Consider the following 15,511-nt stretch of genomic DNA (forward strand, 5'->3'; position numbering starts at 1 on the left):
AAAAATCTGACAATGGCTATTAAGCTATTCAATGATCAGGTTTTTTGATTGAGATGTAAGTTTCTGATGTGGGTTATCTAAAAATAGTTTCACATAATCAGTCCCATCTACACTAAAACCCGGAGCATGCCCCCTGTTATGGATGATCAATAATTGGCTATTAGGCATATACCGTTTTATCAACCTGTTATAAAACGGCCTGCAATCGGGGTCGACGTCACCTGCCGAAATTAATGCCGGTACTGTAGAATAAACAGGCTGCTTTGCTATAGCAGGTTCTGCCTTCACCTTCCAACAATTGCATATAGCATGATTTACATCATTAAACGGATACCCGGAAAGCCACGGCAATACCAAATGTTGTTGCGCTTCCAGCGTAGCATCATCGTATGAAATTTGTTCTGAGCAATAAACAGAATACCGCATACCCAGTGATACACTTAAGTTGCCCGCGAAATAGCCATCAAATACCTCCTGTATATATTTATCATGACGGCCTTCAATTAAATCGATCATTACCGCAGGCACTGTGTTAACCTGCCGGGAGTTCATCCGGTTTACAATGGCGTCAAGCATTTCATTTTTTGTATAATTGAGATTAACACTTTTATCACTTCCTTTCTCCTGATAAACTATATTAAACTTTTTCCCGGTGATGGAGCTGAAGTACTGATGGAACCTCATTCTTAAATCTTTATATTTTGTGGCAGCAGAATCCATTTCGCAGTTATGAAATACCTGCTCAAGCGCTTCGTTGATATTAAACAAAGCGTGTTCCTCAAAATTAACATAACCCGGCAGCGGCGAATTCAAAAGCAGCGCGCGAACGCCTTCAGGGTGGTTTCGCGCCACGGTAAGCATCAAACCGCCGCTATAAGATATACCAACCAGGTTAAGCGAATCAATATTCAAGGCTAATCTTAAATCATTTATATCCTCTGCGCTTTCAATGGTGTTATAAGCTGATAAATCGACACCTTGTTGTGTAAACCGGTTTCGGCATTGTGTAACGGCCTGTGATACGAGGCTGTCTTTATTTTTACCTTCCCTGTAACTGCGTTTAATAGCCGCTGCTACTTCCATGCAATCCAGGCATGGTTGCGCACGCTTTGTACCACGTTGATCAAAGGCAATAAAGCCGCCGTAAGCTAACCAACCGGAGTTATAGCTGATGCTATCTATATTAAGCGTGGTACTATAACCCGGCCCGCCTGTAGTGTAAAGCGAGATGTTTGTACGCGGGTCCTGATCCGGCCGGCGTACAAATAAAAACGGGATCTTCACTTTGCGCCCTTCGGGCTTGCTTCTATTTTCTGGTACAACGAGGTAACCTGTTTTTAAAACAAGCCTGGGGTCTGCCTTAACCAGCCCGGGGTAAGGTTCTAATACAGGCTTATATTTCTGGCTGTATACTTTTTGAATAAAAATCGTGACGCAGAGTAAGATGATAAAGATTTTTTTCATGACCGTTGTTTAGCCTACAAAGAAAGGGATTGACTTTACCCACTAAAAGTAAAAAACGGACAAATTAAAATTGATGCTTCGTTATCCTTTGGCCTGTAAGGTTCATGACATCCTTGTGAAAATGGCTCAAATCATAATATCCATAATCTATCGGAATGAAGTTTTCCCTGTCATTTACAAATGCTGTTAATGCGCTTCTGCCCCGCACAATTGAGAAATAATTTTTAGGCGGGGTGCCAATCACCCTGTTGAAATACCGATTGATAGTTTTAGAAGTAATAAACAGCCTCTCAGCAACTTTTGATGTATTCAACTGCATGCCAGTAGCCTGATATTCCCCAATGCTATCGTTAACAATTTTAACATAATGATCCTGGCTTACCTGTTTAATGAGCTTCTCTAACAAAAATGATTCAACAATGATTACACGCTTCTCGAAACTTACAGGCCGTTTTACTTTTTGAAGTAATTCCCAGGGCAAAATTTGATTAAGGTTAATGATCTTGTCAATAACCGGGACTTGATTTAGACCTAAAACGGCTTCTAAACCGCCCGGATTAAATTTAACCGTGAATATATTATCGGCAGGTAGTTTATGCCTGGTAACGTCCTCGTTTCTCAATATTAAAACATCCTGCTGCTTCCCTACATAATACCTCGTATTCTTCAAATCAATATAATAAGGCGAACCAAGGTTGATATAAAAAGTAGGTGTCCAACTGGGGAACATTTTCACCGTTGAAAACTCAGCTTTCACCTGCTGTGCAGATAAATCTAAAACTGATTGCGAATAAAATTCTATATAGTTAGCCAACTCTTCGCAAGGTGCGCTGAACCTGTATATTTTACGGATATTCTGAAATATCTCAACCATACCTATTGAGGTTAGCTATATCTGTAAAAATAATTTTTTTAATTAAGATACAACGTATACAGCAAGGTGAAAGCCAGGCATATGCTATCCATAAAAAACAAAAATGGCCGTCACAAAGGCGCCTGCCGCAGCACGCTCTTTATGACAACCAGTTTAATAATAGCAATATTCGTATCTATGGCAAAAAGAACACCTCTTTCAAAGGCACACTCACTGGCGAATGATCGGCATTAGTATCCATGATATCGGCCATGTATAACCACCATTTTTTCATAATAGGGCTATCAGGCAAATGATCAAGGGCTTCCTGATCTTCAACATCCATTACGCCAAAAAGCCAATGCGTGTCTTCATCTAAAAAAATAGAATAATTACTGATCCCCACATCTTTAAGCAAACTGCTCAATTCGGGCCAAATGGCATCATGCCGCGCCTTGTATTCGGCGGTTTGCCCTTCATGAAGCTTCATTTTAAACGCTACCCTTGCCATTGTAAATAGTATTTATATATGTCTGTTATCAAAAGAGCCTCAAGGCTTAAAGCAAAAAGCTCAAAGCTTTTAATAGTTTATTTGCAAAATAGGCTTTGAGCCTTTAGCTTTCGGCTTTAAGCTTATTTGAGGTTTTACCACATCCAATATCGGTTTATCGACGCCAGCTAACTGGTCTCGCTCAGGCTTTAACAGTTCCAAAACCTCAACATCATTATATCCCTTCTTTAACCATTCAACCGGCAGGTATAAAGTTTGCTGTGGACCGATGCCCCAGTACCGGCCAAGGTTATGCCCGTTTACCCATACCACACCCTTGCCCCAGTTACTCATGTCAAGGTAGGTATCCCCTAATTGATCCAATTTAAAGCCACCTTTCCTGATTACCGGCGATTGAGCATTTTGCCTTGCGGCAGAGAATTTCACAGTGCTTAGATCATGAAACGGCAGCGAATACATTTTCCAATGCTGCAATTCTGTTCCGTTTAAAAGCACCTGCTGAGTGATCCCTTTTTTATTTTGCAAAAGATACTTACCAAAGTTGATGCGGCCAAGGTTTTCTATCAAAATATCAAGCGTTACTTTACCTGCAGGCAACTTTAAGTAAAGGCTGTCCTGGTTAAGCCTGCGGTCGAGCGTGCCTACCTTTTTACCGTTAATCATGATCACTGCGTAATCCCTAAGCTCTTTTAGCTTGAGTTGCCCGCTTTGGCTTCCATTTAAAACCGTGCGGTACAACACAAAGCCATAGTCCTGGTGTAAGTCTTCAAACGTAAGCGGACTTATATTTTCTTTAGCAGCCGGCAGAGTATTTAATAAACTTACCGATTGTGTTAGTTTAACAGCCGGTATTGTTATTACTGGTTTGGCTGCCGGTACATCGGGCAATTGCACACCGGCAGGCAAATGCTTTTGGATCACCTGCCTGAATTGCATAAATTTCGGCGTGGCATTACCTGCCTCATCTAAGGGAGCATCATAATCATAGCTACTCGTTTGCGGTTCATAAGGCGAGGTATCTTTAAAATTTGCGCCATTCATAAACGCACGGGTGGTGCCACCATGAAACATGTACATGTTGATAGAAATCCCTGCTGCCAGTACGGAATCAAGCCTACCGGCATAACGTTCGGCAGGGATAGTGTGATGGGCAGTTCCCCACCAATCAAACCAGGCCGGATACCACTCGGCAATATAATACGGGCCCTTACCATCGTGATTTTCATTAATGATCTTTTTAACCTTTGCAGGATTATCAAGACCGTTAACAGCAGGAAGTAATCCCGGCAAATGACCAGCTACCAAATCGGGGGCAGGGTCGCAGGTGTACAGCAATCCATCAAAACCGGCTTCTTTAAATAGTTTTTGATTAATCCCCAGATACTCTTTATCGCTGCCATATGAGCCGTATTCATTTTCAATTTGTACCATCAGGATATTACCGCCATGATTTATCTGCAGCGGAGCTAATTGCCTGCCCACCTCTTTGATGTAGCTCTCATACTCCTTAAGATATTGAGCCTCTTTACTGCGTACTTCAAGACCTTTTTCATTCTGTAGCCAGTAAGGATATCCTCCAAACTCCCACTCGGCACATACATACGGGCTTGGGCGAAGGATCACCCACAGGCCTTCCTGCTGGGCAATGCGAACAAACTCGGCCACATCGTTATTACCGGTAAAATCAAACTTGCCTTTTTGGGGCTCGTGCAGGTTCCAGAAAACGTAGGTGCCAATGGTATTTAATCCCATAGCCTTCGCCATTTTCATACGGGCACGCCAGGCTTCGCGCGGTACGCGGGGATAATGCATTTCACCCGAGATCATCTGGAAAGGTTTCCCGTCAAGCAGGAAGGCTTCATCGCCTAACGCAAATGTATGTTTGGGTGCCTGGCAGAAGCCGGTTATACCCAGGGTTAAAAATGTTAAAAAGAATATAATAGTTTTTTTCATTGTGGTGGCTATCGGTTCAGCGCTTCCGCTTTTTTTTGTTTGTAATAGTTTTGAAGAATATAAAATGCTTTCTTTTTGTTGCCTTTATCATCATAAAGGCCCTTGCGGTTCCAGCCTTCCTGGTACACCGGGTTATTCCGTTTGGGCGACCGGAAATCGGCCATTACCCATGGCGACAAGCCCACGAAATTTGCAGGCATCCGTTTAAACATGGCCACCTGCTCTTTAAAATACCATTCCTGGTATTCCTCGCTGAAGCGGGTCAATGAATCGGCATGAAAACCGGTTTTAGCTTCGGCCCCGGTTTCGCTGATAAATAAAGGTTTATTGTATGGCGTGCTCCAGTTTGTAGTGCGGCATTTATCAGGCAGGCCGCCATACCAGCCAAGGTATTCGTTAAAAGCAACGAGGTCAACAAACTCACCCAGCGGATCATCCACCACATTCAAATCTTTACCTGAACCATAATTTACCTCAAGCGCCGCCGAAACCAGGCGCGTATCATCCAGTTGTTTGGCCCTGATAATCAGATCGTGCATAAAATTCGTACGTGTTGGGCTCACCGGTGTTTCGTTCCCAACCGACCAGATAATGATACTGGCACGGTTATGGTCGCGTGTAATCATTTCATTAAGCTGCGCTTTTGCCTTTTCAAGTACTGCTGCGTTGCCAAAGTCAATCGTCCAGTAAACCGGGATCTCCGACCAAACCATAATACCCAGCGAATCGGCCAGTCGGGTTATTTTTTCATCGTGGGGATAATGTGCCAGCCTTACCATATTGCAGCCAAGTTCATGCGCCTGATTTAACAATTGCTCAGCATCCTGCTGGGTGTAAGCCCTCCGTACATCCTGTGGTATTTCGCCATGGATACAGATCCCCCGTAAAAATACGGGCTTGCCGTTTAACAACAGCTTCGGGCCATACGCCTCAATGGTACGGAACCCGATCTTATCTTCAGTTTTATCAGCACCAGTACTTACGATAACCTTATACAGCTTAGGGGCTTCGGGCGACCAAAGCTGCACTTTTGGTAATTTAAAGCTGACCTGTATAAGCGCACCCGTGGCAGCAAACTGCTTACTAAACTTAAGCTCGGGTATTTGCACGGTGATATTTTGACCAGTTGGCGGAGAATTGCTCAATTTAACCCATCCGCTTACCTCCGGCTGTTTAGCAGGAGCGGCACCGTTAACAGGCTTTTTAAGCTGGATCACAAAATCGCGGATATAGGTAGACGGTACTTCCACCAGTTTTACATCGCGGGTTATACCACCGTAGTTCCACCAGTCGGTATTAAGCGTGGGCACCTCATCCGCATAGCGTTTGTTATCAACTTTAACCACTAAAAGATTATCCTTTTCCTTAAGCAGCCCGGCAGGTACTTCAAAATTAAAAGGCGTAAAACCACCTTTGTGCATCCCCAATTTTTTTCCATTCAGGTATACATCGGCCCTATAATTTACCGCGCCAAAATAAAGGTACTGCCTGCCGCCATTGGCCGGTTTAACGTAGTCGAACGATTTTTTATACCAGATAGTTCCTTCGTAATAAGTAAACTCCGGCTTTTGATGGCTCCAGTCGCCGGGTACATCAATGCTATATTTATCGATGTAGCCGTGCTCCTTTTTCTCAGTTTTATTAGCCGGGATGCCGCTGTTCCAATAGGCATCCCCATTTTTTTCGTTGAGCTCCTTATAGCGATAATCATAAAACCCGGTTTCGTACGGATCAACAATGTATTGCCATTTGCCGTTCAGATCAAGTGCTTTACGGCTTTGAATATTGGTAATGAGACTGTCCTGAGCAGTCGCCGTAACGGCAATGAACAGCAGACAGCACAAGCTTATAAAATTTCGCATATTATTTCTTAAATACGTCAAGGTTCCAGTTATCTACCCAGTTTATTTCGATGTCATCACCTTTAAAGCTGATGGGCAGCCAGAGGTAACGGCCGTCAATAGCGTCTTTTGGAGCCCATTTATCGGCTATAAATATGAAGGCATCTTTTTTACCGGCAATAGGCAATACATGCGTGCTTTGACCGCCGTAAGTTATTTTGCTATCCTGTCCCTGGCAGGGGTTGCCGTGGTAGGTCCATGGCCCCCAGATTGATTTTGCACTGAACCAACGGGCGGCGTTGGGTGCCCAACCTGTACAGCCCGAGCCTATCATGTAATAAATTCCGTTACGTTTAAATAATGCAGGAGCTTCAGTTTGGTGGCCTATATAAATACGGATAAACTTACCTGTATGCCCTGTATAATCGGGAGTTAGTTCGGCCAGGTCAAGGGTGTAGTTTTCTTCGGATGAAAAAACGTGGTAAGCCTTGCCGTCGTCATCAACAAAAACGGTCATGTCGCGGGCCATCTGGCCACCGGGCAAATCGCGGCAAAAAAACTTATCGGTTTCGTGAGCCGGATTAATACAGTTTATTTTATCACCTTCGGGTGTAAGTGCCGGATAAAACGGCATCTGCCCCGGGTTGGGGCGATAGCTTTTAATAAACTTGTACGGGCCGATCACCTTATCGCTTACAGCAACCCCGGCGCGGGCAGCGCTGTAGCCTTTGCCTAATAGTTCCAGGTGAAACCACATTACATATTTCTTTGTCTTTTTGTTATAAACAACTTTGGGCCTTTCCAGGATGCAGCCTTTTGCTATATCATTTGTGGTATCGGGCGAAACACTCAGCGAGATCCCCTCATCCTTCCAGTTGTATAAATCTTTTGACGAATAGCAATGAACCCCAACCATTGCCCGGTTGCCTGCATCACCGGCAATTTTGTGTTCGCCAAACCAATAATAAACCCCATTATTATACAGAATGCCTCCCCCGTGGGCATTAATGTGCACCCCTTTATCATCTGGCCAGATTGCGCCCGGACTAAAACTGGTTAATTTGGTTTGCGCACGACCGAGGATACTTAGCAGCAAAAAGGCCGGCAATAAAAAACGATAGTATTTCATATAAAGATGTTGTATTATTTTCTAATATCAAGTGCATGATCGGCAGGTGCATCCTGGCCGCTCCAGATTTTAACTGCGGTCCAGGGTTCGTCCGCATCAGTCCAAAACGGATCGGTTTCGGGCAAGCCTAATGGTACAAAAACAGTAGCGCAGAAATAAAGGCTGCCGGTTGTAATATAAAAATCGGCCAGGCCGGGCTGCTTGCCATATAAACCCATATTAAGCCAGCCATCGGCAGTAAAAGTTTGCGGTGCGCCAAGCGTTTTTTTGATCATAGCTGTTAGCGCGCATCTTACCTGTGCCGGTTTCAGGTTTGCAGGCAGTTGTTTTTTGTAGGCGATATTTGCTAAATGATGAAATGCGCCGCCGCGATAAACTATCGACCGTCCGATAGCCGGGAAGCTTCCATCAGCATTAATAAGGCGCTCAAGCACTTCGGCATAACGTTGGCCAACAGCCAACTCACGTTGTTCCTCACGCACATAAGTTTTCTTTTTAGCATCTACCTCTTCCAATATGGTACTCAGGTTTGGATGGATCACGATGCTATTATAATAATCGAGATGAAAGCTCATCCCGTCCGAATACATACCGTCGCCAACATACCAATGTTCTGTAAATTCGCGGATACCAAATTCAACCCTTACCGGATCGTAGCCAAGGTCATATTTGCAAAAGAATGCCTCTATCATCCCCGAAAACAAAATCCAGTTGGAATAAACCGGAACAGTTGCCCGGGTAGTTTTCATTACTTCAACCACTTGTTTTTTGGTAGCATCATCAAGATGCTCCCATAACAATGGACTCCGCACCAAGGCAAAAGCAACAAACGAGGCATCAACCAATGGCTGGCCACCGCTCCATTGCATATAGTCTTTAGCCTGCGGATTAACCGCGTTTGCAATAGCCTTTAAAGACCAGGCCCTGTATTGTTCGCGAAGTTTTACCTCGGCTGGATCACCACCTTCTAATTGTAACCACGGTGCTATACCACACAATGTACGACCAAAAGCTTCCAGGTATCCCACCTTAGCACGACTTTCCTTATTATCAACCCTATCAGACAATTCCATGGGCATTTTCTCTTTAAGCTGATCGGCAGCAAGGTTGCTAATCACCGGCCGGGCTACCTTATCCATGTAGCTTAACCACAATTTCCTGTCGGACACCTGGGCGATATTCTTTTTGCTTTGGGCGGATGCACAAAACGGAGCGCTTATCAATAGAAAGTAAAATATGAGTTTCTTCATCCGGGATGTTTATTTGTTTATTATACTTTGATTCAAGTTCCATGTTGTAAGTCTCAAGTCGAAAGCTCTAAGTCTTAAGTCGTTTTTTCTTAAAATATGTCTAAAGACTTTCGACAGACTTTCAACTTTAAAGCGTCCATTCCAATACCTGTATGTTAGTGGGCGGTATACTGGCTTTCCCTTCACCATCAACCTGGGCTACCTGTTGTACAAACAGGTTAAGAATCTTTTTATCTTTCCATAGCTCGGTATCATAAGTCGGTTCCCATTCCTCTACAGGCGTGGTAGTTAAATCACTAACCTGCCAGTTTGAAGTTTTCAGGTCGGCATTCATCGCCACCGAAACTTTATTACCGCGTTCAGCGTCCCTGAAAATTAGTGCTGCTGATTGCATCCCGCCATTGTTCCAGGTAATGATCTGCGGGCGAGATATCGGGATCCGTTTGGTACCTGTGCCTCCAAGGCTGAATGCCGTTTTCCTAAAACCAAGATTGGCCGAGTGCCAACCACTGCTGGTTTTAAAAACAATATGATACTGCGGTGCAGTTGAACTGCTATCGCGCCAATAGGTTGCGATAAAAGGGTTGCCCCCGTCATCGGCAAACATGGATGTTTGATTGATGAGCTCGCTGTGCTGCGGAATCCGGCATGCGTACTCAGCATTAGCAGCATTAATCGGGAGCATATATTTTTCGCCAGTCGATTTTTCCCAGGTTAAACCTGCGTCGTTTGATCGGGCGTAGCACATGTCATGATTACTTGCTACGTCTGGCGTTTCGCGCCATACCCATGAAATATGGATTGTCCCTTTTTTATCGATGCACATTTGCCAGTAGGCATTGCGTTTACCCTCACCGTCAATAAGATTTTGCTGTATGTTAACCCATTTTTGAGTAGTTATATTATACCTGTTCATGACCAGGTTTCCGTTACCCGAACCTCCGTCGCGGTAAACAAATAACAGATCGCCATCTTGTAAACGATAAAATTCGGGATAGCTGACCTTGTTTTCGCCACCCCCTGTCATGCTTTGTTGGGCCGACAAAGTTAGGCTTCCGGGCTTAATGCTTTTAGCATAGTTTAAAGTCTGATTATGGTGCCCCCAGGCAACATGCAAATAACCGGCACCATCAACCATGATACTGATATCCTTATGGGCATCAGCAGCATCGGCTTTATATTGCGTTGCAGCAACCTGCCAGTTACCAGATCCGCTTTTTCTCTTAGCCAACACTAAAGCCTGGTCGTTGTTATAATAAGCGGCGTATTGTTCACCCTTAAAAGTAACTAATGAGTTTTTGCGAAAAACAACTGTATTGACAGAGTTATTAGCCCAGCCCAAACCAATAGTGGTAGTAGTTACTTTGCCGGTTTGAGCAGATACAACAATAGTGCTCCCAAACAGGACACATGTAAAAAAAAGTGATCTTAAATGGTATAGCTTCATAAAAAGTAAAAGTAAGGGCAATGGATATTGCCCTTACTTTTTATTTGTGTTTTAATTTAATAACCCGGATTTTGCTCCAGCACCGCATCTTTATTCAATTGAATTTCAGACAGAGGGATAGGTAGCAGCAGATTCTTAGCTGCGAGCCCGGTTGTTGGGTGAACGGCATCGTTACTATTAAGCCGCGTGGCACGGTCAACCAGTGTACCTGTACGCATCAAGGTTTGGCGGCGGTTTTCCTCGCCGATCAATTCCCTGGCACGTTCATCAAGTATAAAATCAAGTGTCATTTGCGCGGCCGTTACCTGTGGTGCATTAGCCCGCGTCCTTAACACGTTAATAGAAGTGGCCGCATCGGCAGTTTTGCCTTGTTTAAACTGTGCTTCGGCGAGTAGCAGGTAAGTTTCACCTAAACGCATCATGATAAAATCCTTGATCATGGCGTAGCCAAAAGTATCGTTAGGATCAAACGCGCCCCATTTAGTTGTACTCGGGCAAATCCTGAATAAGGTATCCGCGCCAGCAAATGGTACAGGTTTTCCTAATAACGCAGGGTACTTAGGATCATTGTAATAGTATTGTCTTTTAATACTATATTGTGAATTACGAATGTCCCCTTGTGGATACAGCCCATAAAGCACCCAGTTACTTAATCTTAATCTCCCGATACTACGACCACCTAAGGAATCGCAAGGCAACATTCCCGGAATCTGATAGTATGCCGCGCCCCACACCCTGCGTTGCTGAGCATTATCCACATTTCCACCTACAACAACTGATGAATTTTCCTGTTCAAGCACCCAGATAGCTTCGGCGTTGCCTTGTGCACGGCGTTGATTGCCATATACAAACATATCTGAATAGTAATCGCCGGCGCCACCTGCCCTTACGCCATAACGGGCTTTGATCAGGCTAAATTTGCCACTATTGATAATGGCCTGAGCTTGCTGCTCAGCAAGGTCGTTTTTACCCATACGCAGATAAGCTTCGGCTAACAACTGCATTGCCATGTATTTGTTAGCCCTGCCAACCGGCTTACCCTGAGCGTTTGTTTTCGCGGTACCGGCATTAAGGTCGGCCAGGTTAGTAACTGCATAGTTAAGGTCACTGGTAATAAGCGCGTTTAAATCATCAAGAGACGCACGGGTAAAGTTTATCTTCGGAACAGTTAAAGCGTGATCAGTAAGCGGCACTTTACCAAATAAGGTAACCAGGTTATTGTAGGCATAGGCTCTGAAAAACTTGGCCTCTGCTTCCACTTGTTTTTTTCCTATAGATCCTAATTTTGTATTTGATGGATTTTCAGCATTGTCAATTATAATATTAGCGTTATTGATCATCGCATAATATTTGCCCCAGATATATTTGGCGGCGTCATCCTGTGGTGCCAGCGCACTATAATTATAATAAGGCACCTCTATCCCCTGCTGCTGGGCTGTAGCGTTCGCCACATCTGTACCTACCTGCCAAACACTTGGCCAGCCCTGCGCACCTGAATAGGTTAGGATACCGGTTTCAAGGTTGTATAAACCTATTGCCGATGCCTCCATACCCAATGAATCGGTAACAGTAAGGGGAGTATATGACGAGTATGGTTTTTCGTCGAGATATGATTTTTTGCAAGATGCGAATGCTGTTAACACACCTGCAAAGAGTAATATTGCTGAATAGTTTTTCATGTCTTTTTACGGGTTAGTTATTTTAAAGAAATATTAGCACCTAAAATGATTGTACGGGTTTGTGGATAATTATTTACCCAATCGCCCGATCCGCGGGTTGAGTAATTGGCCTCAGGGTCCCATCCTATCCAGTTTGTAAACGTTTTCAGGTTTCTACCGCTTAAATAAAAGGTTAAACCGCTTATGCCTGCTTTATCAAGCAACCTTTGAGGAACTACGTAACTAAAAGTCACATCTTTAATACGTGTATAGCTGGCATTACGCGGATAACCATAACCACGCGTGTTGGTATAAGTTAATGACTGAAACTCGTTACTGTTATTGGTTGGTGTCCAGTAACCAACCGCGGCAGGCGTATTTCTTCTGCCCGATTCATCGGCGTAATTTAAATCGGCGTTATTTTTTAACATACCCTGTGCCGTTTGTACAAAGATGCTCAGGTTAAAATTCTTATAATGAAATGTGTTGGTTAAACCGCCGGTCCATTTAGGGTCCTGCTGTCCTAATATTACCCTGTCCCCATCGGCAGTAATTTTACCATCACCGTTAATATCGGCAAATTTCAAATCCCCCGGCTTAGCAACGGGATCCTGCTTGGAAGGATCTTCGCCTGTTTGCCAAACACCCGTCATTTTGTAATCATATATCACATTGATAGGCTTGCCTATAAACCATTTGTTACCTATGTCATCTTTCCCATCGCCATAAAGGGCAACAATTTTATTTTTATTTGCTGCAAACACAATAGTACTTTCCCATCTAAAATCTTTGCCATCAATATTGCGGGTATTTAATGTTACCTCAATACCTTTATTTGCTACCTTACCTATGTTATCAACAACCTGGTTGTAACCGGTAATGGTTGGTAAGGCGCGGTTTAACAATAGTCCGGTTGTTCTTGAATCATAATATTCCACGGTACCACTGATTCTGCTATTCAACACAGAAAAGTCGGCCGCGATATTAGCCTGGTTAGTGCTTTCCCAGTGCAGGTTTCCGTTACCAAGATTGTTTGCCTGTATACCTACGGTACTTACCCCATTAAAAGGAAACCTTACCGTACCATCCGATGTAATGGTTCTGTAAACACTTACCGCCTCGTTACCGGTTTTACCGTATGATGCCCTAAGTTTTAAGTTATTGATCAGTTTGGAGTTTTTGAGAAAATCTTCGTTACTTACATTCCAACCAAGAGCTGCAACCGGGAACCAGCCATATTTGGAAGTATTGGCACCAAATACTGATGAACCGTCACGCCTTACGGTCAGGGTTACCAGGTACCTGCTGTCATATGAATAATTCAACCTGGCCATTTGCGAATTAAGCGCATACCTATCTGAATAACTCCCTGAAAAGCCATTTACACTTGCACCTGATACTGTTGCACCAATACCAATCTGGTTAAATGACAGTTCGTCGTTTATATAACCAGTACCGGCTATTCCCGAAATGAAATATTTACGTTGTTGAGCACTGTATAAGCCGGTGAAATCGATCCGGTGCTTACCAAAATCGCGGGTATAATGCAACAGGTTATCCAGCGTGTAGCTATTTGTTTCGGAACTTACCGCGGTTGCCGAACCTAAAGGTGTATTAGCTAAACGGCCGCTATAGCCGTCTACACGGGTAGGCAGGTAAGTATACCCGGCATTTAAGCGGTATTTTAAGCCTTTGAGCACACCTCCAAATTTCACTTCAGCATAGCCATTACCGCTAATGTTTACACTGCGGTTTATCTGATTTGTAGTTAAGCCAAGCAATGGATTAACATATAATTGCTCAGGCGCCATCGGGTAAATAGTATAAGTGCCATCGGCGTTATATACGTTGCCATAGGGACTCATGGCTGTAGCGTTCAGTAAGTTTGCCCTGCCGCCATCATAGTTATTATTAGCGAAATACAAATTTGCGCCCACGCTCAGGTAGCTGGTTACGTTTACATCCAAGTTTGAACGTACGCTTGCACGGTTATACTGATAGCCTTTTATCACACCTTTTTGTTTCAGATAATCGCCTGATAAAAAGTATTTAACATCGGGGGTACCGCCTGTTACACTCAGGTTATGATCTTGCATAAAGCCTTGCTGGGTAGTTTCTTTTACCCAATCAATAGTACGGCCCGCTGCATAGTTAGCCCTTTCTGAGTTATTATACACCGGCTCCGGGAATTGTTGAGTTAAGTGGTTTTGAGATTCATAATCAAGGAACTTCTGGGTAAATGAGGCCGGATCGCGTGGTTCAAGGATATGCCCAAGATTTTCATAACCGGCATATCCGTTGTAACGAATTACAGGTTTACCAGTAGTACCACGTTTTGTAGTGATCAGGATAACGCCTTGCGAGCCGTTAGCACCATAAATAGCAACTGCGGAAGCATCTTTAAGGATTTCCATTGACGCAATATCGTTGGGGTTAATATCATTAAGTGATCCCCCACTTTTTGTAAGCGGGATACCATCAACTACCACAAAAGGCCCCGAAGCTGCCGATATGGAATTTTGACCCCTCACCGTAACTGAAGGCTGGCGACCAGGAATTGATGATGTGGTGGTTACAGTTACCCCGGCAACGGCACCTTCTACGGCCTGCAATACGTTAGTTACCGGCAATTGTGATAAGCGGGACTTGGGTACCGTTGTAACCGAACCGGTAACGTCCGATCGTTTTTGCGTACCGTAACCAACCACTACAACCTCATTAAGCTGCTTGTTACTATCTTCAAGTACGATATTTAATGTGGTGGTATTTTTTGTAACCGCAACGAATTTGGCTACCATGCTCACAAAAGAGATTTTCAGTGTTGAGCCTTCGGCAACCTCTATTTTAAAAGCGCCATGAACATCGGTTGTGGTTGATTGGGTTGTGCCCTGGATGTTTACAGTTGCACCGGGCAACACATTGCCGGTAGCATCTTTTACAACACCTTTTACATTAATTTTTGTTTGCGCGTTTGCCAGTTGAGCAATGCCTGTGAGCATCATCATTAAAAGCAATACGGAAAAACTTTTTAAGAGAGTAAATCTATATTTCATAATTTAATTTGGTTTATAAGGGTTCATTTAATTTGGAATTTTGTGTGGTAACTGAGCCTATCCGGGCCGATTTAACACCACGGCATTAGCTGCCCGGTTGCGCATTTTTGAAATTTTCATTGCATTAATTTTTAGTTTATGAATTGCCGGCAATAAAATATTGGTACTGATTATTGCCTGTCGGTTAAAACGAAATAAGCGGAATTTGGCTTTGCGAGAGAGGGGTAAAACTATAAATTACCGGGGTCAAAATATATAAAAAACCCTCTTTTTGATAGTTTTTGTAGAATAAGCAATAAAATAAGTGTCAAATTCACTTTTATTTTTCCGGAAAGCTTTTCCGGCGACAACG

10 protein-coding genes are annotated in these 15,511 nt (G+C 43.7%); all 10 read right to left on the bottom strand.

Annotation, left to right across the window (positions count from 1 at the left end; genetic code table 11):
* Positions 1 to 24: 24 nt before the first annotated feature.
* Positions 25 to 1,464, bottom strand: a complete 1,440-nt coding sequence (locus tag BLP33_RS21215; protein ID WP_090532912.1) for an alpha/beta hydrolase — start codon at positions 1,462 to 1,464, stop codon at positions 25 to 27.
* Positions 1,465 to 1,528: 64 nt separating this feature from the next.
* Complete coding sequence (locus tag BLP33_RS21220) at positions 1,529 to 2,338, bottom strand: helix-turn-helix domain-containing protein (RefSeq protein ID WP_090532914.1); 810 nt, start codon at positions 2,336 to 2,338, stop codon at positions 1,529 to 1,531.
* Between the two features lie 175 nt (positions 2,339 to 2,513).
* On the bottom strand, positions 2,514 to 2,828 hold the full coding sequence (gene rhaM, locus BLP33_RS21225) for an L-rhamnose mutarotase (protein WP_090532916.1): 315 nt from the start codon (positions 2,826 to 2,828) through the stop codon (positions 2,514 to 2,516).
* A 69-nt stretch (positions 2,829 to 2,897) separates the two neighbouring features.
* Complete coding sequence (locus BLP33_RS21230) at positions 2,898 to 4,781, bottom strand: glycoside hydrolase family 35 protein (protein ID WP_090532918.1); 1,884 nt, start codon at positions 4,779 to 4,781, stop codon at positions 2,898 to 2,900.
* 8 nt (positions 4,782 to 4,789) lie between these two features.
* Positions 4,790 to 6,643: a glycoside hydrolase family 2 protein gene (locus BLP33_RS21235; RefSeq protein WP_090532920.1), complete on the bottom strand. Its 1,854-nt coding sequence runs from the start codon at positions 6,641 to 6,643 to the stop codon at positions 4,790 to 4,792.
* Between the two features lies 1 nt (position 6,644).
* The gene (locus BLP33_RS21240; RefSeq protein ID WP_090532922.1) at positions 6,645 to 7,751 is read right to left on the bottom strand and encodes a glycoside hydrolase family 43 protein; all 1,107 of its coding nucleotides are present in this window, start codon (positions 7,749 to 7,751) and stop codon (positions 6,645 to 6,647) included.
* Between the two features lie 14 nt (positions 7,752 to 7,765).
* The gene (locus tag BLP33_RS21245; RefSeq protein WP_090532924.1) at positions 7,766 to 9,001 is read right to left on the bottom strand and encodes a DUF2264 domain-containing protein; all 1,236 of its coding nucleotides are present in this window, start codon (positions 8,999 to 9,001) and stop codon (positions 7,766 to 7,768) included.
* A gap of 127 nt (positions 9,002 to 9,128) precedes the next feature.
* On the bottom strand, positions 9,129 to 10,448 hold the full coding sequence (locus BLP33_RS21250) for a BNR repeat-containing protein (protein ID WP_090532926.1): 1,320 nt from the start codon (positions 10,446 to 10,448) through the stop codon (positions 9,129 to 9,131).
* 56 nt (positions 10,449 to 10,504) lie between these two features.
* The gene (locus BLP33_RS21255; protein WP_090532928.1) at positions 10,505 to 12,127 is read right to left on the bottom strand and encodes a RagB/SusD family nutrient uptake outer membrane protein; all 1,623 of its coding nucleotides are present in this window, start codon (positions 12,125 to 12,127) and stop codon (positions 10,505 to 10,507) included.
* A gap of 17 nt (positions 12,128 to 12,144) precedes the next feature.
* A complete protein-coding gene (locus BLP33_RS21260; RefSeq protein ID WP_090532929.1) occupies positions 12,145 to 15,159 on the bottom strand; it encodes a SusC/RagA family TonB-linked outer membrane protein in 3,015 nt (1,004 codons plus the stop codon).
* Positions 15,160 to 15,511: the final 352 nt, after the last annotated feature.

This window comes from Mucilaginibacter sp. NFR10, assembly GCF_900100445.1.
GTDB lineage: Bacteria > Bacteroidota > Bacteroidia > Sphingobacteriales > Sphingobacteriaceae > Mucilaginibacter > Mucilaginibacter rubeus.